Genomic DNA, 22,969 nt, shown 5'->3' with positions numbered 1-22,969 from the left:
GGTTTTTATCCGAAAACATCGATAGCAAAATCTTTTCGAGCGATCTGACTCGATCAATGAAAAATTACCGTTACTGGTTTATCTTTGCCGCAATAATGGCAGGAGCATCAAGAAAACCGCTGCGCTTGAAATATGCCAAGTAACGATTCAACACGGCCTTGTCTATCTGCCGGCATTCAATACCGAATTTGGCTAATTCTTGAAGCGTTTCGCGACAGTCATAGCGCTTCATGCTGTCACGGTCTGTCGGTTTTTCTGAGGGGACTTTTTCTGGAAACACCGCGACCAAAGAAGACAAGGCAAAATCCTGCATGCTTGTTGCTGTTTCGCTTAATTGGCTTCGCCATAAATCATAGGGAACCCTATCTATAGGGAACCCGGATGAAATGAGCCAATCGAGTAAATCTTTTGAATAGAGCGGTTTCGAGGAATTCAAATGGAAAACACGACCATAATATTCCGGGTGAAATGATAGAGAAACGATGGCTTGACTGACATAATCTACAGAAGCCATATCCATTCGTATGATTTCTTCAGGCGCCAAACCCAGCTGAATACAACCTTTTATTGCACGACACACAAAGTCATCATGATTCCATGCCCCCGATTGACTGTCGCCGGATATTCTTCCCGGTCTGTATATGCAAACCGGGACACCGCGTTCGCCGGCAATTTTAACCAGCTTTTCCGCTACCCATTTGCTTTGCGCATAACCTCCATTGAAATTTGCCTTGGCGTCGGGACTATCATTTTCATTAAAACCGCTATGCTTCGGCGAGTACTTATCGCCAAAAACCGATACCGTTGAAACATAATGAACAGGTTTAGTCCATCCGGCGCATGCCAGGCGCAAAACCTCTTGGGTGCCTAAAACATTGGCTGACTTAAGCGTGTGATATGACTGAACGAAATTAACCTGAGCGCCGTTATGATAAATAGCGTCAATGTCCATTGCCAGTTTTTCAAATTGAATTTCCGAGAGTCCTAAGCGAGGTTTCGATAAGTCTCCGCATACCGGTATCACCCTTTTATAGTCTATCTGCCCAGACAGTTCATACCGTGAAAGTTGATATTGCAGTTTCTTTATCGCTTCGCCTTCATTCTCCGCTCTAATCAGGCAATAGATGTCCGCCCGGCTTTGCCGGAGCAACTCGCATAGCAGGAATACGCCCAGAAAACCGGTTGCACCGGTAAGGAAAAGACGATGGGTATTGGCGCTGCTTTTTTCATAGGGTTTTAAAGGAATTATCGCCGGATCGAGAATGGCCTCCGCTTCAAGGTCAATGGATACAACATCATTGACTGCACTGGTGCCGCCTGTATCGATTATTTTCGCTTGTACCGCAATAGTCGGGGCTTCGAAAAAACCTTTAACCGTCAAATTAATGTTCAATCGTTTATGCACGAGAAACAGGAACTGCGTTACCAATAAAGAATGCCCGCCTAAATAAAAGAAATCGTCATGGATTCCGACTCGTTCTATCCTTAGCAATTTGGCCCAAATATCGGCAATCATTGTCTCGGTAGGTGTCTGCGGTGCAACATATTGATCCTTAATACCCGTTCTTATGCCAGGCATCGGCAAGGCTTTTACATCAATTTTTCCATTAAAATTTACAGGTATTGCTTCGAGCAACACAAAATCACTCGGCACCATATAACCGGGAAGATTTTCTTTGAGATAAACCAGCAATGCTTCTGTTTTTAATTCATGGTTGCTTTTCACAACATAGGCAACCAGTTTTTTCTCGCCTGCTACGTCTTCTCTGGCTAATACAACCGACGCTTTAATCGCAGGATGCTGTAAAAGCAAGGCTTCGATTTCACCCAGCTCAATTCTAAATCCTCTGATCTTGACCTGATGATCGATACGTCCCAAGTATTCGATATTTCCATCTTCTCGATAACGGGCCAGATCGCCGGTTTTATACAATCGACTGCCCGGCTCTCCAAATGGATTGGGCACGAACTTTTCCGCAGTCAAATCAGGACGGTTGAGATAGCCACGCGCCAGACCGACGCCACTGATATGTATTTCCCCTGCTATTCCAACAGGAACCAAAGAACCATCCCCTGCTAACAGATAAATAGCGGTGTTTATCAATGGCCTCCCAATCAAGGGCTGCGGATATAAATCGCGTATTTCGCATAGAGTTGAATCCACCGTACATTCCGTTGGCCCATAAACGTTTAAGAATCGTGTCTTCGGCATCTTGGATAAATTTCGCCAAAGTGAATACTCAATACTTTCGCCGCCCACTAATACTATTTTCGGATACAGCTCTACATGAGCCAGTAGCGATATTGAAACCAGGTCTTTCAGTTGTGCAGGAGTGCAGTCAAGCACATCTATTTGCTTTAATTTCAGGTAATTTAGAAAAGCCATGCCATCCAGACGGATTTCCTCCGGAATCAGGCATAAAGTATGGCCGTTCAACAGGGATATAAGTTGTTTGACTGAAGAATCAAAGACAATAGGAGCATTTAACGCGACGCGGAGTTGGCGTTTTTCCTCATTGTGAAATATTGCGCTAAGCAAGCCCTTATTCAGGTTTATCACAGAACCCTGTTGAATCATTACGCCTTTAGGTTTTCCGGTTGAACCGGACGTGTAAATCACATAGGCGAGATGTCGGCTATCCATATCAACGAATAAATTCATCGAACTCTGCTTGCTAATTTCTGGCCAATCTTTATCCAGGCAAATATTCGTTATTTTTGAAGAGCGCAAATAGTCCAGCTGAAGCGCTTGCGTCAAAATAATCGGCGCCATTGAGTCTTCTACCAGATAGATAATACGTTCTTGAGGATAACCAGGGTCTATCGGCACATAAGCCCCGCCTGCCTTCAGAATCCCAAGCAATCCAATCACCATTTTCAATGACCGCTCAACACAAAGTCCCACCAATACATCCGGTCCCACACCTTTAGACCGCAGATAGCGCGCCAACTGATTGGCCTTGATATTAAGCGCCGCATAAGTCAACGATTGCTCTTCGAACACAACCGCAACAGCACCCGGTGTCTTTTCCACCTGCTCTTCGAATAATTGATGGATACACTTCTGTTTAGGATAATCGGCTTGAGTCGTATTCCAGTCGATGAGTATCTGCTGGCGCTCAGTCGGAGTCAGCAAAGGTAGTTCGGAAATCCGAGTTTCCGGTTGGCGGGCAATTCCCTCAAGCAAAATTTTGAAATGCTCGGACATGCGGACAATGGTGTTTTCTTCAAAGATATCAGTGTTGTATACAAACTTGCAGATAATGCTGTCTTCAGTCTTTACCGCCGATAAGGTTAAATCGAACTTTGAGGTTGTGTGTTCCCCTTCATTTAATTCGAAACCCAAACCGGAGATTTCAGGAAACTCCATCGATGCATGCTGGAATACAAACATGGCTTGAAATAAAGGATGGTAACTTAAGGCACGTTCAGGATTCAGCTCTTCAACCAATTGTTCAAAAGGAAAATCCTGATGCTTTTGCGCATCCAGAAGATTGCGCCGCACTTGAGTTAAAAAATCTGCAACGCTTGGATTGTCCGCTAGCTGCGAACGCATAACCAAGGTATTGACAAAAAAGCCAATCAGCTTCTCCAGCTCAGGTTTATTCCTATTCGTTGCGGGATAGCCGATGCATACATCGTTCCGAGAGGTGTAGCGGTGCAGCAATAGGGAAAAAGCCCCCATCAACGTCATAAATAAGGTCATATCCAGTGCCCTGCTGAGCCTTATAATGCCGTCGCCTAATGTCTGCGGCAAAACCATCGCATAAATCGCCCCCCGATTGGTCTGGATAGACGGTCTGGGCCGATCCGACGGCAGATCTAAAACGTGGGGGGGCGTCGGCAAGTAAGTTCAACCAATAGCCGAGTTGTTTATCCCTTGTTTCACCCTCTAATCCCGATCGTTGCCAACTGGCGTAATCGGCATACTGGATAGCCAGTTCCGGCAAAAGTGACGGTTCACCCTTAATGAATGTTTGATAGAGCTGCCCGATTTCGCTGATGAGGATTCGTAGCGACCATTCATCCGAAGCAATATGATGCATGCTCAGCAGCAGCATAAATTCCTGCGGCTTTAGCAACAAAAGCGTCATCCGCAACAAAGGCGCCGTTCCTGCCAACACAAACGGCTTTTGCAATTCCCGCTTTATCCGCTTGTCTTGTTCGGCATCCTTGTCAGGCAACGGCAAATCGCTCAAATCCAGCACAGCTAAAGGTACGCGACTATTATTTGATAGGATTTGTTCGGTTTGTCCATTTACATTGCTGAATGTTGTACGCAATACCTCGTGCCTGCGCACAACTTCGTTGACACACTGCTCCAGCAGCAAAATATTCAACCTACCCGAAATTCGTATCGCTCCCGCCACGTTGTAATTCGGATTTTCAGGGTCCAGTTGCGCCAGAAACCACATGCGTTGCTGGGCAAAGGACAAAGGCAAGCCGCCTTCCCTATGCCGTTTCGGAATCGCTTTCGGATCGACTCTACTTGTATTCTTTAGCAGGCTGGAAAGAAGCGCACGCTTCTCGGCGGATAGATTTTCGATTCTTGTGACAGTGCTGTGCATTTCTGGATGTCCTGTAACGGGCTGTTGGTTATCTATGAACTAACGATTAAGCATAAGGCTCGCTTCTTCATCGCTGAACTGCTCTAGTTCCGCCAATAGCGTCGACATCTCGCCGTCAGTCAATTGCTCAAGCTGCGTTTGCATAATCAATCCCGCCAATTCCTTAATTGTCGTTTTCTGGAAAATGTCTTCTACGGCAAGCTCAATACCGAAATGCTCTTGAATGCGCGATACAACCTGGATAGCCAACAGCGAATGACCGCCCAATTCGAAGAAATCCCGGTTAACGCCTACAGTCGTCATGCCGAGTATTTCCATCCAGATTTCCGCCAAGGCTTGTTCTATGGGATCGCCGGGCATATTGCCCTGTTCATCAATAGCCTCGCTGTAGCAGTCGGCTGGAAGCAGTGCTTTTCGATTGATTTTGCCGTTGGCTGTCAAAGGAAAACCGTCCAAAAGCACATAGGCCGAAGGCTGCATATAGTCCGGCATGTTTTCTTTCATCGCGTCACGCAGGGCATCCTCCGTTAACGCCGCGTTATCGAGTCTAGTCACGTAAGCAACCAGGCGCTTGTTTCCGGGCTGATCTTCCCGGGCCAAAACGACAGCTTCATCGACATCGGCATGCGCCACCAGCCGCGTCTCGATTTCCCCCAACTCAATCCTGAAACCTCTGATTTTCACCTGATCATCGATGCGGCCTAAAAATTCGATGTTGCCATCCGGGCGATAACGCGCCAGGTCGCCGGTTTTATACAGCCTGCCGCCGTTGGGCAGGAACGGATCGGGGATGAACTTTTCCGCCGTCAGTTCGGGACGCTGCCAATAGCCGCGCACCACGCCTGCACCGCCGATATGGAGTTCGCCCTGCACGCCGACAGGCACCAGGTTGCCGGTGCGATCCAGGATATAAAGCCGGACGTTGCTGATAGGCCGCCCTATCGATAGCGGCCTGCCCAGATCATCCCGACCCGCTAAGTAAACGCTGCTCCAAACCGAACCTTCGGTCGGGCCGTATTCGTTGTATAGCGGCACCTGCGGCAACGCCGCGTAATGTTGCTTGACGACTTCGGTCGAGCAGGCTTCTCCGGCAACGATGGCCGTTTTCAACGTTTGCAGCTGAGCTCCCGCTTGTTTCAACAGCAACGCATAAAAGGACGGCAACGCCAGCAGATGCGATACCCGCCGACTGACGATGATTTCAGCCAAGGCCGCAGGATCTTTGACAGCGGCATCAGTCGGAAAACACAGACAACCACCCTGCCCCAGCGTCCAAAACAGTCCAGCCACCGAGCTGTCGAAAGCAAACGAAGACAACAGTAAATAGGCGGTTACCGGTTCCTGATAGTTGGCAAACCGCGCAGTTGTCGAATGCACGGCGTTGCGATGCGAGACCATCACGCCTTTGGGTAGTCCGGTGGAACCGGAGGTGTAAATGATATAGGCCAGATCAAGCGGGTGATTGCAGGGTGCCGGATTGTCTGCAGGACATTGCGTAATAGCCTGCCAATCGCTATCCAGACAAATCGTTTCTTTCGCGCTGTGCGGCAATGCCGTTGCCAACCCTTGTTGGGTAAGCAGCACGGCAATCTGTGCGTCTTTCAGCATGTAGGCGATGCGCTCTTCAGGATAATTAGGATCGAGCGGCACATAAGCGCCGCCGGCCTTCAGTATGCCCAACATGCCGACCGCCATCTCCAGCGACCGATCAACATAAAGCCCCACCGGCGCATCCGGGCCGGCGCCCTTGGAACGCAGATAATGGGCTAATTGGTTGGCTTTGGCGTTGAGTTCGGCGTAGCTTAAAACCCGACCGGCAAACTCCACCGCGTCTGCGTCCGGCGTTTTTTTAACTTGCGCTTCGAACAGTGAATGCAAACTTTGTTCGGCCGGATAATCGGCGGCAGTGACGTTAAAATCGAACAGCAGTTGTCGGCGTTCAACCATCGGTATGATGCCGATGGTATCAACCAGCTGCTGCGGGTTTTTCTCCAGTGCTGTGACCAAACCTTCCATGGAGGTACGCAGATAAACGGTAATTCGTGCAGGATCAATCCCACCCGCGCATTGTACGGTCAACCCAAAACCCTGCCCCAAGTCATCGACCGACAACGTCAGTGGATAATTGGTACGTTCTTCGCTGCTAATCACGCACATACCCTCCCATTCCAGCAACACCGACTGATCCTGCGTAGCAGCTATGGTCGAGTGCCGGTAATTTAACAGCGAAGTAAACAACGGTACCGAGGTCGGCACGGCGCTACAGCGCTGGGCCAACGCAAGAGAGGCTTGTTCATGCATAAGCAACTCGTTCAAGTTGCTGTGAGTGATACCGACCATTTCCTGCACCGTCCGGCCGCGCAACGAAACTCGTATCGGCAAGGTATTGATAAACATACCCACCGCCTTATCCGCTCCCGCACTGCCGCCCTGCAAGCGACCGGACAATACCGTGCCAAAGACTACATCATCGCGGCCGCTGCATAGCCTCACCACTAACGACCATGCCACATGAAATAAGCTCGCCGGAGTAACGCTGTGTTGCCGTGCGCTGTTACGAATGCGTTGTGCCAAATCAGGCTCTAATGACAGGACGGCTTCGCCGACTTGTCCGCCGCTGCCTTGCACATTCAGCAACCCGAACGGCGCAGTCGGTTCGTCGATGTCGCCGAACTGCCGGCGGAAATAGCTCTCATGTTCCATCGGGGAAACCGCCCGCATTTGGGCGATGAAATTCCGATACGGCTGCACGGTTGGCAATAGTTCGGCCCGGCCGTCAAGCAACAGCCGGATTTCCGACAAAATAAGCTGTAGCGTATGGTGATCGTTTACTAAATGATGATTGAGCATCGCCAACCCCCATTCCTCCGAATGGCTATCCTGAATCGCATAGCCGGCCAGCAACGGCGCATGTTGCAAATCCATCCTGAGCCGACGCGGATCGGTGCGTTCCAGCAGGCGCTGTTTTATCCGGTCTTTGGCTGCCGGGGCCAGCTCCTCAACCGGCAGCACGGCATGGCGATGCACCACCTGCACCGGCTGCGGCAAGCCGTTCCAACGCATGGAACTGCGCAAGATGTCGTGCCGGTCGATCACCGTCTGCAATGCGCCCAGAAAGGCGTCCAGACGCTTGCGGTTGTCGAACACGATGATGGAACGGGTGATATACGGATCGCCCTGCGTTTCCAGCAAATGATGGAACAGAATGCCTTCCTGCAACGGCGCCAACGGATAAATATCCTGAATACCGGCTGCGCCCTCCGCCACGCTGTCGACGATTAGATCGATCTCGTCCTGGGTGAAACTGACCAGTGTCAGCATATCGGGGGTTATTTTCGGCGGTATCGCCGCCTGCCCTTCCATAACCCAACCGTTCCTGAGCGCGGTCAGCAAATCCTGCTTATGAACTTTCAGTCCTGCCATTAATGCCGAATCCATAGCGCCTTGCGGCGCACGAACGATCAGTTCACCGTCAAACTCACTGACGACGATATTTTTTTCTTGCATGGATGCAAAGACTTCCTGCAAACTCATAACCGAAACTCCTCAATAACCGGGTTGCTTAACGACTGACCGAAATAATCGGGTATTAAATTGGGGGGCATTTCCAACGCGGGGCTATTGCTCTGATTATCGGCTATCGTTGCCGCCAACGAGGACAGTGTCGGACTGGCGAATACCGCTCTGGCTTCCAATGCCCAGCCTTCCTGGCGCAGACTCTCGACCAGCGACAGCGCCATCAACGAATGGCCGCCCAACTCGAAAAAATGATCATTACGGCCGACACGTTCCAGTTCCAGCAGCTCCTGCCAAATACGGGCCAGCGCAATTTCTATCGATCCTTGCGGCGCTTCGTAACGATGGCTGATCACCGCATCCGCGTCAGGCACCGGCAGCGCTCCGCGATCAAGCTTGCCGTTGGCTGTCAGCGGCAAGGCCGACAGAATGACAAAGGCACTGGGCAGCATGTAATCGGGCAATGTCACAGACAGATCAGCGCGAAGATCGGCAATCGATAGCTCACTGCCGTTGTCTTTGGTCAGATACGCCACCAACCGCTTACCGCCAAGGCCGTCTTCGCGGGCAATCACAACCGCCTCCCGCACGCCGATACAATCGCTAAGCCTGTTTTCAATCTCACCCAATTCGATCCGAAAGCCTCGAATCTTGACCTGGAAGTCGTTGCGCCCTAGGTAATCGATAGCGCCATCCGCCAACCGGCGGCCCAGGTCGCCGGTTTTGTACATGCGGGCGGCCTTTCGGAAAGGATCGGGCATGAACCGCTCCGCCGTCAGCTCCGGCCTGTTGAAATAACCTCGACCGACCGCAATCCCGCCGATATAAATCTCACCGGTAACGCCTAACGGCACCGGTTCCAGCCATGGATCAAGAATATAGATAGCGGTGTTGGCAATAGCATGGCCGATAGGGACGATCCCCGGATTCGCGTCGTTGCGGCAGTGCCACGCAGTGACATCGACCGCTGCTTCGGTCGGGCCATATAAATTATGCAGTGCGACAGCAGGCAGACAGCTTTGCGCACGGACTTGCAGCGCATACGGCAAGGCTTCGCCGCTACACAGTATCCGGCGCAAGGGGCGGCATTTTTCCGTATTGATGTGTTCCAGAAATACCTGTAGCATCGACGGCACAAAATGCAGCGTGGTAATGCCGGTCTGTTCGATCAAATCCATCAGGTATTGCGGTTCCTGGTGCCCCTTAGGTTTTGCCAAGACTAATCCGGCACCCGCCAGCAGCGGTAAAAAGAACTCCCATACCGACACATCGAAACTAAACGGGGTTTTTTGCATCACCCGGTCAGAGGCTGTCAGGCGATATTCGCTTTGCGCCCATAGCAGGCGATTGACTACGCCGCCGTGCTGGTTCATCGCCCCTTTGGGCCGACCTGTCGAACCCGAAGTGTAAATCACATAGGCGAGATGGTCGGACGTCAGGCCAAGTGCCAACGGTTCGGGATTGTAATCAGGCTGTCTGCCGATAGCGGCAATATTGTCCTCATTATCCAATACCATGACCGGTATCATTCCTGCATCCGCCGGAGGCAGTCGACCCAGCAAACTGCTTTGGATAATCAGCGCCGCTGCGGAACAGTCGCCGAACATATATTCCAAACGTTCGTCCGGATAATCGGGATCGAGCGGCACATAAGCTGCACCGGCTTTAAGAATGCCCAATAAGCCGACCACCATCTCAAAACCGCGCTCCAAACAAATAGCAATGCGATCTTCGCAATGCACCCCCAACGCCAGCAGGTAATGGGCCAAGCGGTTGGCACGCCGGTTCAATTGCTCGTAACTGATGGTTTGGCCGTCAAAAACCAACGCGCAGGCTTCGGGTGTTTTTTCGGCTTGCTGCTCGAACAAACGGTGAATCAGTTTTTCCCCTACATAATCGATTGCCGTACTGTTGAATTCGTCCAGCAACTGCTGCCGTTCATTTGCAAGCAGCATTTCCAACCGTTTTAAAGGCGTGGACGGATTATCGGCAACACTCGTTAACAACATTTGCAGATGCCCGGCCATTCTGCCGATAATCTCGGCGTCGAATAAATCGGTGCTGTATTCGAAACTACCTAGCAGCTTGCCATCACGTTCCTCGATAAACAAGCTCAGGTCGAATTGGGCTATGCGGTTGTTCATGGTCAGCGGCACGGCCGACACATCCTGCATCCGAAAATCCGGCATCGGCACATTCTGCACCGCCAGCATCACCTGGAACAAAGGAGTATGACTAGTATTACGAACCGGATTCAGCGCTTCCAGCAATTGGCCGAAGGAAAGCTCCTGATGGTTCTGGTCTTGTAAAGCTTGTTCACGCAGTTGCAGCAGCAGTTCCGAAAACAGCAGATCCGGTTCCAGCTGACAGCGCAGCACCAGCGTGTTGACAAAAAAGCCTATCAAAGCCGCCATCTGGCTTTGGCTGCGCCCGGCCACCGGATAACCGATGCAGATATCCTTGCTGCCGGTATAGCGATACAGCAGCGTGTTGAAGGCGGCGGCTATCACCATGAACAGCGTGGCGTTGTATTGTTTGCCCAGCTCTTTCAACTCGCGACTCAGCTCTACGCAAAATTCGAAATTGTACATATCTCCACGATAACTGGGCACCGGCGGCCGTGGCCAATCGGTCGGCAATTCCAACAGCGGCGGCGCGCCTGTCAGTTTCTGCCGCCAATAATCCAAATGCTTGACCCATTTTTCCTGCTGCCCGCGTTGCCATACGCAATAGTCGCCATATTGAATCGGCAGTTCCGGTAACGCCGACGGCTTGCCTTGGCTGTATGCACCATATAGCGCTGAAACCTCCTGCATCAGCACGCCGACCGACCAGCGATCCGAAACGATATGATGCAAAGTCAACAGCAGAATATGCCGCCGCTCGCCCAATACGACCAGCAGCGCCCGTAGCGGGGGCTGTTCGGCAAGCCGGAATGGTCGACGGATAAAATCGTCGGCGCAGTGTTGGAACAATTCCATCGCCCGTTCCTGAGTGAACTCGGCAAGATCCAGGCAAGACAAAGCCAATTCGCTGCCAGGCAATACTTGTTGCTGACACTCAGCGACAAACCGGCTGCGCAGGATTTCGTGACGTCTGACCACCTCGTCCAGACTGTGCTGCAAGGCTTTCGTGTTCAGCAAGCCGTCGAACTGCACGGCACCGGCGACGTTGTAGATCGGATTGTCCGGCTCCAGCTGCAACATGATCCACAACCGTTCCTGCGAATACGACAACGGTACCGGTTGGTCGCCGTTGCGCTTGGCAATAACACCGTCGGCTGGGGTATTGCCTTTCCTGAGTCTGGCAATTAGCTGTGTGCGATTAGCTTGCTGTTGCTTGTTCTGTATCGTTGTATCGGTCATGATTTGTTTACCCTCGTTCCCACGCGCTGCGTGGGAATGCATTGCAGGACGCGCTGCGTCCCGTATTGATATGGCCTGAATTTATACGCTAACCGTGACTCGCGGCGCAGCGCACCTTGACTGCATTCCCACGCAGCGCGTGGGAACGAGGACTTGCGCATCACTTACTCGCCGCCCAAATGAATATCGTCCCGGCCGTACAGCCTCCGCGCATCGGCAAAGCCTTTGCGTTGACAGGCCTCCAGCACCTTGCCGATTTCCTTGATATAGGCATCGTCGTCTTCCGGCTCCAAGGCCATGAAATATTGCAGCCAGGGTTCGCGGCCTATGGCATAGATATAAACCCGCTCGGCTTGCACCGTGTCCAAAAGGCTCAAAGCCGCATCGGCATCGCTGCCTTTCGAACGCCGCGACTGGCAATGCTTGTGCTCGGGCAGTTTCGGCAGCAATGGCCCGTACACCCAGGACAACGGCGCGCCTATGCATTCCATGCCCAAAAATACGGTCTGGATGGGGCCGTACTCCGCGCACAGATTTTCGTACATGCGCTTATCCAGGCAGTTGGAATCGGCGGCAAACAGCATGCGTTGCTGACCGGTACTGATCAGGTAGCCACTTTTAGCAAACGGCAGGTCGTTATGTTCGCCGAGAAACGGAGCGGCGATGATTTCGCCGCCGGGAAACACAATCGTATCCAGCGGATCGACTTCGATCACATCAGTAAAACCCAACTCGCGGGCCAGCAGTTTCATTGAAATGTCGCCGTAAAAAATGCCCGAGCTTTTCGGCACTACCAAGCAACCAATTTTGTGCCGAAGGCGTAGCAACGTTTCAAACACGTAGTGATCGTGATGGACATGGGTGATCAGCACATAATCGATATGCGGCGGCAAGTCATGGAAGCTGTAACGGTCAATACCGCCCTGGCTGGACTGCACCGCAATAAAAGGATCGATCAAAATCGCAACGCCGTTGTATTCGATCAGCACACTGGCATGCCCAAGATAGCGAACCCTCACGCCACTGCCTTGCCAAGCTTCGGCCATGCGCGGCGGTTGGTCGGTAAGCAGCTTGATCAGTTTTGTGCCATCACCGGCATCAAGCCTCAACACCTCGCGTATGTAAGACAAAGATTGAGGATGACTGTCCAATTTAAACAGTTCGTCAATTTGCGCTTGGGCAAACGGTATGGTCCATTCGATACTGTCGTTTTCCGGCAGGCGCGGTGTGCTCATGTAATAAGGCCGTGCGCGATCATGGGTTTGGGTAAACAAGCGCAACGATTGCAGATGATTTTTGTAATGCGGACTTTTGTAAAACAGGCTTTCGATGCAACGCACGATAGGTCGATTATGGTAGTCGTACAGCAATTCGACATAGCCGCGCATCGACTCCGGCAGCATTGCGTAATACGGCTCCAGGCTTTGCCCTGCGGCCTCCCGATCCAGCAGGTTCTGAAAATCGATCAAATCTTGCGCCATTTTCAAGTTACCTCCGTGCTCGCTGTCCATCCGTTCCAGCATCTCTGCAACTTCCGCTTTTCGCTCGACCGGAATATTGACAAACGGCCCGCCCAGCAACTTGGGATTGGCGCTGGATTTGACATGAATCTCGGGGTTTTGCAGATATGAACTCAGGTTTTTTTTCTGATAGTTCAGCATGTGCAGGCTGTAAGGCACCGGCGAAAAAGTATGCGGCCAGGCCACCCAGTTATCGACCAGTGCCTCCACCGCAGTGGAGTCGGCCAGACGGTACAGGGTTTTATTGTTCATGATGTTGTTCTCCAATCATTGCAATTATTCGGTTGTTTGGCCTCGTTCCCACGCGCTGCGTGGGAATGCATTGCGGGACGCGCTGCGTCCCGATTTGTCCGATCTGCATTTTCGATGTGCTAACAGTGACTCACGGCGCAGCGCGCCTTGACTGCGTTCCCACGCGGCGCGTGGGAACGAGAAAACACATCGAAGCACCAAGCGTTGGATTGCAAAAAATGCAATTCAACCTATATATGCCCGGCCATTTATATATACCGCTCATTGCACAACCTCAAGCGGCTCTATCGCCTGATATTCCGCCATCCGGTCGACAAACTTGGCGACGGTCGCAGCCTCGAACAAAATATTGACCGGCACCTCGATATTGAACAGCTCCTGCACTTTTGCCGTCACCTGCACGCCGGACAATGAATGGCCGCCCAGCTCGAAAAAGTCGTCATGAATGCTCAATTGCTGAACACCCAGCACTTCCCGCCAAATGTCGGCCACCGCTTGTTCCGCCTCATCGCGCGGCGCAACATACGACGCTGCGTTGTCGGTTTGGGTTGCCGACGCGGGCAATGCGTTGCGATCCAGCTTGCCGTTGGCGTTCAACGGCATCGCGTCCAGCCATAGCCAGGCAGACGGCAGCATGTACTCCGGCAAACAGCGCTTGATGTGCGCTTTTAAAGCGTCCGTATCCGTAGTATTGCCGGATTCCCCGACCAGGTAAGCGGTCAGGCGCTTATTGCCCGGCACGTCCTCGCGAACAAGTACAGCTGCCGCTTTTATCGAGGAATGCCGCAGCAGACAGGCTTCGATTTCGCCCAACTCTATCCGGTAACCCCTGATTTTGACCTGCTGATCGAGGCGGCCTAAAAACTCGATATTGCCGTCGGCCAAATAACGCACCCGGTCGCCGGTTTTATATAGCCTGCCGCCGACCGCGCCGAACGGATCGGGGATGAATCTTTCCGCGGTCAGCCCGGATTGATCGAGATAACCGCGACTGATACCGGCACCGCCGACCAGCAATTCCCCGGCGACGCCGACCGGCAGTTTGTGCAGTGCATCGTCCACCACATAGATGTGCATATTGCCGATCGGCTTGCCTATCGGCACGGCGTGTTCGCCTTGCGGCTGCGTAATAGCGTAAACGCTACTCCACACTGTGGCTTCGGTGGGACCGTATTCATTAAACAAAGCCGCATCCGGCAGACGTTTGAAATGCAGCTCAGTGAGCGGGTTGGTGCAGGCTTCACCGGCAACGACAACAGTCTTCAAGGTTTTGAGCGCGACCGTCGGCACATGCTCCAGCAGCAGTTCATAAAACGACGGCAGCGCCAGCAGATGCGTTACCCGACGGCGTTCGATCAGTGCGCCCAAAGCGGCCGGATCCTTAATCTGGTCATCCTCCGGCAAACACAAACAGCCGCCCTGACTCAGCGTCCAGAAAATTCCCGCCACCGAACTGTCGAACGCAAACGATGACAGCAGCAGATAGCAGCCGACCGGCTCCTGGTAATAGGTATTTCTGGCCCGGGTGGAATGCATCAGGTTGCCGTGGCTGACCACCACGCCTTTAGGCTTACCGGTCGAGCCCGAGGTGTAAATGACATAGGCCGCGTGGTCTGCCTGGAGCGGTATTTCCAGATTATCGCTGCTGTAATCGGCATAGGCGTCAACATCATCCACGCATAGCGTCGCCGTATCCGCGCAGCCCAGACTTGGCAGCAGTGCGGCGCCGGTCAACAGCCACTCGCAACCGGCATCCTGCATCAAATAAGCTAGTCTCTCTTGGGGATAAGCGGGATCGATCAGTACATAAACCGCACCGGCTTTGAGTATAGCCAGGATCCCCACCACCAGTTCCGGGCAGCGCAGCATGCACAGGGCAACGCGCTTTTCCGGCCCTGCGCCTTGCGACCGTAAACTATGCGCCAGGCGGTTGGCCTGTGCATTAAGCTCGGCATAACTAATATGCCGTTCCTGATAAACCAGTGCGATGGCTTGCGGCTGTTGCAGGACAACGGCTTCGAAAAGACCGTGTATCGTGTTGCTGCACGGGTAATCGACGCCGGTTGCGTTCCATGCCGTCAACTGCTTGCGCTCGGGCACGGTCAGCAGCGGCAATTCCGACAAGCGGCCTATGGGATTGGCAAGGATGCCGTGCAGCAGGCATTGGAAATGGGCTATAAATCTTAACACCGTGGTGCGGGACAACAAATCACTGCGGTACTGAAACGAAGCGGCCAGACCCTGCTTAGTCTCCGCCATCAGCAAGGTCATATCGAATTGCACGGCGACATCGTCCAGCGCATAGCTTTCGGCCGACAAACCTGCCCAATCCAGTGCGATGCCCGGTATGCCCAAAGCCAGCTCGGCAGCGCCGGATGCGCCGCCGCTTTGCAGCACGAACCAGGATTGATAAAACGCTGAAGCCCCCTGCTCCCGCTCGGGCTGCAATTTTTCCACCAGCAGCGAAAACGGATAATGCTGATGCGCCAGCGCATCCAGCACAGTCGTGTTAACCTCCGCCAGATAATCGCTAAAGCGCTGCTCGGCGGCAGGGTGCGAACGTAGCGCCACCGGGTTAACGAAATAACCGACGGTATCGGCAAACTGCCGCTTCGGCCTGCCCAGTGTCGGCGAGCCGACGATGATGTCCTGCTGGCCGCTGTAGCGGTAAAGCAGGGTTTTGAACACGGTCAGCAACAGCGTATACAAGGTTGTGTGCTGCTCGGCGGCCAGTCGTTTGAGCTTTTGCAGGGTATCCGGTGCGATATTCAGCGTTTCCGCACGGCCCCGGCATGACGGCAAACAGGACATTTGACTTTCGATAGGCAGAACCAGTTTCGGCAGCTCGCCGGACAACTGCCGCTGCCAGTATTGCCAATCCTGCTCGGCGCGCTGATCTATCAGATAGGCCGATTGCCAAGCCACATAATCGGCATAACTCGCCGCAGGCTCAGGCAAATCAAGATCATGTCCTAGATAAAGCGCCTTAAACTCTTCCAGCAGAGTCGACAACGAGCGAAAATCGACGACGATATGATGCGCACAAAATACCAAAACATGATCATCGTCAGCACAGCTGAACAAGGCGGCTCGCAATAACGGACCTTTCTCTAAATCGAGCGGTTTGCGCACGAAAGCGGCGATAGCTTCTCTGCGTTGCCGCTCATCGTAGCAAGTCACGCTGACCAATCGATGCCGGGGCTGAACCTCCGCCAGCGGGATACGCACGGTCCGGGTTTGCCGGTTAAGCCGAAAGCCGCTACGTAATTGTGCATGACGCTCAAACAAAGCAGCCAGTGCGCCGTGCAATGCGGTTTTATCGAGCTTGGCGCGAATGTGCATTGCAACCGGCATGTTATATAGCGGACTGTCTTTTTCTATCCGGTTGACAGTCCACAGCGCTTGCTGTCCGAACGATAACGGCTGCTCGTAGTCTTCTGTCGCAGCCACCGGCGCGATTTGAACTTGGATGACTTTCGCCAACTTCAACGCCTGTTCCGCGCACACCGCCAGAGAATGATTGCCAAGCAGCTGCACCACCGGCAAATCGATAGCCAGCAACTCGTCGATAAAGTATTTCAGTTCCACCGCTTTTAGCGAATCCAGATCCAGACTCGGCAACGATTGCGCTATATCGATAGTGTCGACCGTCAAGCCGGACAAAGCCGCCACTTTTCCAGCCAGAGTCTGCGCCAGTAAGTATGCGCCCTCGACATCGGCAACCGACAGCAAGGCTTGTCTTGTTAAAGTCCGCTCCGGGCTAGTCGCCGGTTTAGCCGCCGAATCGTTGCTGCATAGGTTTTCGCCGTCCCGAATATCGACGGCAACAGCCTTAAGTTGCTGCTGCTCGAAGGCCTGCCGACAAGCCGAGCGCCTGATTTTGCCGCTGCTGGTTTTCAAGATCGCCCCCGGTTTCAACAGCATCACGGTGTCGGCCTGTATGCCGCATTCCTCGACCAGCCTAGTGCGTATCGCGACAAACTCGGTTCGGTAATCGGGCTGCCTTAATCGGTTGCGCTTCAGTTCGGCCAACACAACCAATTTTTCGCCGTCGTCTCCGCTCACCGCAAAGGCGGCCGCACAACCTGGATTTAACGCATCGGTCGCCGCTTCGATTGCATATTCCAGATCGTGGGGATAATAGTTGCGGCCGCGGATGATAATCAGATCTTTCAACCGTCCTGAAACGAACAATTCGCCGCCTTCAATAAAACCCAAATCGCCGGTGCGCAGCCAGCGGTTTTTACCGTTTGCATCGCCGACAAAAGCCTGCTGGGTGGCCGCCGAATTCTGCCAATAGCCTGGACTGATACTGGGGCCTCCGAGTTGAATCTCGCCGATTTGATCGTGCCTACACAGCTCGCCGGACTCCGGATCGACAATCCGAATCCGTTGCGCGGCGTCAACATCGATGCCGCCGCAGCCAACCAGCTGTCGGATCTCGTCGTCACCGTTTATGGCCGGATGCACCTTGCCGTGTTCCAGACCGGCCTTATAAAAAGCCGCCACCGTAGGCTCGGCATTTTTATCGCCGCCGGTCGCCAGCAAGGTTGCTTCCGCCAAGCCGTAACAGGGATAAAAAGCTTTACGACTAAATCCGCATTCTGAAAAAGCGGCGGAAAAACGTTCCATAGTATCGGGGTTGATTGGTTCTGCGCCGTTGAAAGCCAGCCGCCAGCTGCCAAGATCCAGCCCCGCTTTTTCTTCGGCGGTTATTTTCCGTGCGCATAGTTCAAACGCAAAATTCGGCCCGCCGCTGGTATGAGCGCGATAATCGTTGATCGCTTGCAGCCAGCGGACAGGCTTTTCAAGGAACGCCATCGGCGACATTAAAATAGCGCTGGCCCCGCAATACAAAGGCTGCATGACATTGCCGATCAAACCCATATCATGGTAGAGCGGCAACCAGCCGACTACCGTCGAATGGGCATTGTGGCCGAAGCGCCGCTTGATCAGCTGCTGATTCGCCATCAAATTGCCGTGGTTGATTATTACGCCCTTCGCATTGCCGGTGGAACCCGAGGTGTATTGCAAAAAAGCCGGATCATGGTCGTGCAATGTCGGCGAACGCCAGGCGCTTGCATCGACGGCGACAAGATTATCGGTAATCAGCCAGTTTTTGTCTAACAAACCGGCACTGTCGACTGCAAATTGGCGCACTGCATTGGCGACGCTTTGCGTGCTGAGTATCACCGCCGCCTGACTGTCATCGATGATCGCCTGCAAACGCGGCATGTGTCGGCCGTTGCTCGGCGGATACGCCGGCACCGCAATCAAACCTCCGTAAAGACAGGCGAAAAACGCCACGATATAGTCCAATTCCAGCGGATACAGCAAAATAGCGCGCTCGCCCTGCAACCCCAGCGCCTGCAACTGCATGGCCAGCTGTCTGGCCTGCAAATCCAGCTCTCCGTAAGTCATCGACTTAGTCGGTTGTTCGCCGTTTTCCAGGAACGTATAGGCCGTACGATGAGCTTGCCGGTCCGCCCGCAACTGCAATAATTCAACCAGTGATGCGGCGTTGTCGATCAGTGTATCCTCATTGAGTCTGCCAAGGCTGTGCTGTTTATTTAACATATCTGCTCCACCATCTATCTTCGAATGAGATTGTCTTGAATTGCAGTCCTGTAGGCCGTAATAAGCCGGTTCGAGCGACAGCGAAAACGGGTGTTTCCGGCGCACTACCCGAATTCGCCGGAAACGCCACCGTCGCTACGCTTGGGTAGTCTTATTCCGGCCTACGTTGCCGATAATCGGCGGCAAGTTCCAAATCGGTCGGCACATGAAAACCCAGCCGGTCCCGGCAATAATTTCGCCAGTCTTCCGAAACCCGGTCAAACACCACGTCCTCCCCGTACCACATCGACGCGGTGACGCTAAAATCCTGATGCAAATAGACCACGGCGTCAGCCGCCAACGCTTGCCGCGCCAGCCAGCCAGCCGGGTTGTGATCGAATGCTTTGACCGGATAGGCTTTGCAATACGGGAGGACAGGCCTCTTTGACATGATGCCGCTGTTTTGCTCTGCCTGCTGCAACAGAGTTGCGACTTCCACCTGCGCGGCCGCCAAGGCGATTTGATAAGGCGTCCTGAGATCGCGACCGCTATTGACTGCATTGGCTCCGGCTTTTAGCAAAAGCAGGACGATAGCCAAGTCGCCACGACCGGCTGCCCAGTTCAATGCCGTCCAACCGTAATCGTCCTTTTGCTCCAAATCATCGCTGCCTTCAATCAAGGCATGCACCCGATTAAGGTCGTCCGTTTTCGCGGCTTCGATCAGCTGTGGCTTATTCATCAACCGTTCCTTATAAATAGGTGAAATATTCAATCATGTTAAAAAAACCAAAGAAATTTATAACATCACCGAACTGAGCTGAATGGCTCTAACACACAGTAGACGATTGGCTGTAATTTTTTCCTCATAGCCGATTTCGTAACCTCTCATTACCCACAGGTAACCGCAGCCCGAATTAAATCGGATATCGGATAGTGGTGGAATGTTGCCTTCACCCACCCAGCAGCCTATCTTTAAGATAATGCCAAAATGAAAGCCTATGCTTTAGACAGGTTTTCTTTAAACTGGCAAAAGTATCTCGGCACTTTCCGCTTTTGCCCCGCCTCACTGCGGGTCAGCAATTCTCATTATGACCAAAATCTATCCGATTCCAGGCTTGGGAGGTCGAATAATTCGGCTTTTCCGCGTATGAGGCCAGCTTTCCAGCATAAAATCGAGCAGGTGCTCCCAGCTATCAAAGCACAAGTACGTCGTCAGTGCCTTCGCATCATCGAACAAACGTTTACGCGAAGGTAATTTTTGACGAAGCCGGCAAAACTTCCAGCAAGAAGCAAACATCCCGTTGGGATGAAACCAACGATTGGGAAGGGCTATGCATCCCCTCCCCAATCCGCGCCCGATAAAGCAACATCGCTTCGCTTGTTGGGGGCGCTCTTTTCGGCCTAAAGGCCGAGGTTTAAACAGCAAGGAAGATTGATTAACCTATTTGCAGTATAATTGATCGGCCTTTGGTGGCTGGACTTTCATGGCTGAATTTCAGCCAACACAAGACTTTGTTACCCGAACTTGCTTGTTATCACGATTATTTTTGATGAATTCACTCTATGTCATGTCTATTGATGGTTTTATTCTCGTTAATGAGAAGCAATATGGGCAAAAATTTTTAAAAAACGACACTGACTTTATGTATTCAATAACATACGGAAACCGATAATGGATATCGCTTCTCTAGTTGGTTTTTTCCTGGGCGTAGGCATTATTTTTGCCGCCATTGCCAGCGGTGGCGACATCATGTTATTTGTCGACATGCCTTCTGTCATGATTGTTTTTGGCGGTACCTTCGGCGCGTCGCTAATGCGTATTCCGCTTAATGAATTTTCCCGTTCATTTTCCGTGGTAGGAAAAGCTTTTTTCAATAAAAGAGAAGACCGCCAACTCCTGATTGAAGATGCAGTACGTCTTTCCGTGGTAGCGAGAAAAACCGGTTTGCTGGCACTGGACAATGAAGAAATTTCCAATTCTTTTTTAAAAAAAGGCATCAGCTTCTGTGTTGACGGACATGACCCTGAGTTAGTCAGGAAAATGCTTAACAAAGAAATAGATCAAATGATTTCCCGCAATGAATCCGGGCAATCATTATGGAAAGGCGTTGCCGATCTGGCTCCAGCGATGGGTATGATTGGAACCTTGGTGGGTTTGGTGCAGATGCTGGCCAATATGTCTGACCCGTCCAGCATCGGCCCCGCCATGGCTATAGCGCTGTTAACCACGCTTTACGGCGCTATGATAGCCAACTGTTTCGCCATACCGATTATCGATAAGCTGGCCTCGGTACTGCAATATGAGCAAACCAATATGGAACTGATTGTTGAAATCATTAATGGCATTCAGGAGGGTATGAATCCAAAAATGCTGGAAACATTATTAACCTCCTATATTTCCAATAAAAAACGCAAAAAAGACGACGAATAATGCAACATGTCTGATAAATGTCCCAAGTGCCCTCCACCTGGCGCACCGGCTTGGCTGGCAACGTTTGCAGATCTGTGTACTTTGCTGCTGTGTTTTTTTGTATTGATGCTGTCAACAGCAACCCAGGATGCGCAAAAATTCAAGCAAGTAGCCAGCTCTATGAAAATGGCATTCGATGTGCAAAACGAAATTACCCAACCTGATACGCCGATGGGTACCAGCGTTATCGCCCAGGAATTGTCTCCTGCACAAACAGAAGCCACCATAATGGATGAAGGCAGACAGACAACAATCCAGCAATCAGCAACTCTGGGTGCTAATATCGAAGAAGCAAAAAAACAGCTCATGGAAATCAAGCTCAACGAAATTGCAAAGGAAGCTGAGAAAATTAAAGCGTTATTGAAAGAAGAAATACAACAAGACCAAGTCATGGTAGAAACCATTGATTTGACAATTGTCATGCGAATTCAGGAAAAAGGCTCATTTGCTTCCGGTAGTGCTGATCTTCAACCCGGGTTTTCGGCAGTCATGAATAAAATCACCACTGCTGTGATCGAAGCGAAAGGCAAAGTTCAGGTTGCGGGACACACTGACGATATTCCTATTGCCAATGTCAATTATCGTTCGAATTGGGATTTATCAGCATCACGGGCAGTCACAGTCGCTCAGCAGATACTCGAAAACAAAGCTGTCGATAAAGGGCGAGTCGTCATACAAGGTTATGCTGACACGCAACCCTTAGCGCCGAATACGTCAGCAGAAAATCGAACAAAAAACAGACGTGTCGAAGTTATTATAGTCGGTGAAGATCCTACGTTAGAGTTGGATCAAAAAAATATTGATGCCGGTGCGTTAATTGATACAGACAAAATCAATTGACTGTTAGCAATGACACGGGTTATTCATCTTTGCCGTGGCGGTGCTGAATCTATTTCAAATCTTGAATTTATACTTCGAGCTGCTATACATTAAGGTTTTTCTATACTGACCTAAGGTTGTCATCCATTTTTTAACTTAATAACTGATGTTGCGCACCGAGTCGTTGCAGTTCGGCAAAACTGGATTGTAAGGCTTTGAGGTAAAGCTTACTTCTAAACGCGAAATAGTTGAGCTGATGTTTAAGCTTGAGTTGTTCAAGTTTGAAAAAAGCATAGATACTCGAAAACAAAGCTGTCGATAAAGGACGAGCCGCAAGTGAAGGCGTTGTCACGCTTCAAAGAAAAAGGCTGCCCTGCACAGAATCGTGAGCCGGATTTTTATGTTTATCGTATTGAAGGGTGGACTAGGTTACCCTGCGGTAAATAAGGGCTCACAGATTGGAACGTAAAAGTTCCTTTATCCTCGCCAGTAATTAGTTGGATTGCAAGGAACTGACCGACGAAGCGCTTATTGCCGCCGACAAAGATCAACAAAAGGTTGAGTGCGGCTTTCGCTTTCTCAAAGACCCTCTGTCCATGGCATTAACCCTATGTCCCAAATCTCCCAAACGCATCATGCCGCTGATGATGGTAATGACCCTCTGATTGCTGGTCTACACTGCACTGGATACCGCACTCAAGAGGCGCTAAAGACTCATCAGCAGACCTTTCCTAATTAAAAAGGAAGCTCACCGTGCGTTGGATGTTTCAGTTCTTTAGCGACATTCATGTCTTTGCCATTGATCAAATGCAGACACTCGTATTGAATTTGAACAATCATCAGGTCGCCTTACTGCAATTGTTGGGGTGGCGCTATGAGGTTATATATTCTGGAAGTGACTGA

Annotated in this window: 9 protein-coding genes and 1 pseudogene; 3 read left to right on the top strand and 7 right to left on the bottom strand. The window is 51.7% G+C overall.

Annotation, left to right across the window (positions count from 1 at the left end):
* Positions 1–70: 70 nt before the first annotated feature.
* The 7 genes and pseudogenes from ABXJ76_RS00580 to ABXJ76_RS00550 all read right to left on the bottom strand — a co-directional run bounded on the left by ABXJ76_RS00580 (position 71) and on the right by ABXJ76_RS00550 (position 19,516).
* Positions 71–3,847, bottom strand: a complete 3,777-nt coding sequence (locus ABXJ76_RS00580) for an amino acid adenylation domain-containing protein (RefSeq protein ID WP_432743132.1) — start codon at positions 3,845–3,847, stop codon at positions 71–73.
* 52 nt (positions 3,848–3,899) lie between these two features.
* Positions 3,900–4,415 (bottom strand): annotated as a pseudogene (locus ABXJ76_RS00575) (condensation domain-containing protein); the annotation flags it as partial.
* A 192-nt stretch (positions 4,416–4,607) separates the two neighbouring features.
* Entirely contained in the window at positions 4,608–8,102 is a 3,495-nt protein-coding gene (locus ABXJ76_RS00570) for an amino acid adenylation domain-containing protein (protein ID WP_432743130.1), read from the bottom strand.
* Entirely contained in the window at positions 8,099–11,449 is a 3,351-nt protein-coding gene (locus ABXJ76_RS00565) for a non-ribosomal peptide synthetase (protein WP_432743128.1), read from the bottom strand. The genes ABXJ76_RS00570 and ABXJ76_RS00565 overlap by 4 nt, the downstream gene beginning before the upstream one ends.
* Before the next feature lie 164 nt (positions 11,450–11,613).
* Positions 11,614–13,221, bottom strand: a complete 1,608-nt coding sequence (locus ABXJ76_RS00560) for an MBL fold metallo-hydrolase (protein WP_432743126.1) — start codon at positions 13,219–13,221, stop codon at positions 11,614–11,616.
* A gap of 261 nt (positions 13,222–13,482) precedes the next feature.
* Positions 13,483–18,798: an amino acid adenylation domain-containing protein gene (locus tag ABXJ76_RS00555; RefSeq protein ID WP_432743124.1), complete on the bottom strand. Its 5,316-nt coding sequence runs from the start codon at positions 18,796–18,798 to the stop codon at positions 13,483–13,485.
* 151 nt (positions 18,799–18,949) lie between these two features.
* Positions 18,950–19,516: an ankyrin repeat domain-containing protein gene (locus ABXJ76_RS00550; protein ID WP_432743122.1), complete on the bottom strand. Its 567-nt coding sequence runs from the start codon at positions 19,514–19,516 to the stop codon at positions 18,950–18,952.
* Between the two features lie 933 nt (positions 19,517–20,449).
* Between ABXJ76_RS00550 and ABXJ76_RS00545 the strand changes: the two genes are divergently transcribed.
* The 3 genes from ABXJ76_RS00545 (at position 20,450) to ABXJ76_RS00535 (ending at position 22,731) form a co-directional block, all read left to right on the top strand.
* Positions 20,450–21,208 (top strand): MotA/TolQ/ExbB proton channel family protein, encoded by a 759-nt coding sequence (locus ABXJ76_RS00545; protein ID WP_432743120.1) that lies wholly within the window; start codon positions 20,450–20,452, stop codon positions 21,206–21,208.
* A gap of 6 nt (positions 21,209–21,214) precedes the next feature.
* Positions 21,215–22,087: a MotB family protein gene (locus ABXJ76_RS00540; protein ID WP_432743119.1), complete on the top strand. Its 873-nt coding sequence runs from the start codon at positions 21,215–21,217 to the stop codon at positions 22,085–22,087.
* Positions 22,088–22,563: 476 nt separating this feature from the next.
* On the top strand, positions 22,564–22,731 hold the full coding sequence (locus ABXJ76_RS00535) for a hypothetical protein (RefSeq protein ID WP_432743117.1): 168 nt from the start codon (positions 22,564–22,566) through the stop codon (positions 22,729–22,731).
* The last annotated feature ends 238 nt before the right edge of the window (positions 22,732–22,969 follow it).

The sequence above is a fragment of the Methylobacter arcticus genome (assembly GCF_050917435.1).
Taxonomy (GTDB): Bacteria; Pseudomonadota; Gammaproteobacteria; order Methylococcales; family Methylomonadaceae; genus Methylobacter_A; species Methylobacter_A titanis.
The sequence above is the reverse complement of the archived record's forward strand: the minus strand, read 5'-3'. Positions and strand labels throughout refer to the sequence as shown.

What these genes read in the sequence shown, in the direction of transcription:
- ABXJ76_RS00555 (WP_432743124.1), bottom strand. Translation starts at nt 18,798, where the DNA reads ATGTTAAATAAACAGCACAGCCTTGGCAGACTCAATGAGGATACACTG.
- ABXJ76_RS00540 (WP_432743119.1), top strand. Translation starts at nt 21,215, where the DNA reads ATGTCTGATAAATGTCCCAAGTGCCCTCCACCTGGCGCACCGGCTTGG.
- ABXJ76_RS00545 (WP_432743120.1), top strand. Translation starts at nt 20,450, where the DNA reads ATGGATATCGCTTCTCTAGTTGGTTTTTTCCTGGGCGTAGGCATTATT.
- ABXJ76_RS00570 (WP_432743130.1), bottom strand. Translation starts at nt 8,102, where the DNA reads ATGAGTTTGCAGGAAGTCTTTGCATCCATGCAAGAAAAAAATATCGTC.
- ABXJ76_RS00560 (WP_432743126.1), bottom strand. Translation starts at nt 13,221, where the DNA reads ATGAACAATAAAACCCTGTACCGTCTGGCCGACTCCACTGCGGTGGAG.
- ABXJ76_RS00550 (WP_432743122.1), bottom strand. Translation starts at nt 19,516, where the DNA reads ATGAATAAGCCACAGCTGATCGAAGCCGCGAAAACGGACGACCTTAAT.
- ABXJ76_RS00565 (WP_432743128.1), bottom strand. Translation starts at nt 11,449, where the DNA reads ATGACCGATACAACGATACAGAACAAGCAACAGCAAGCTAATCGCACA.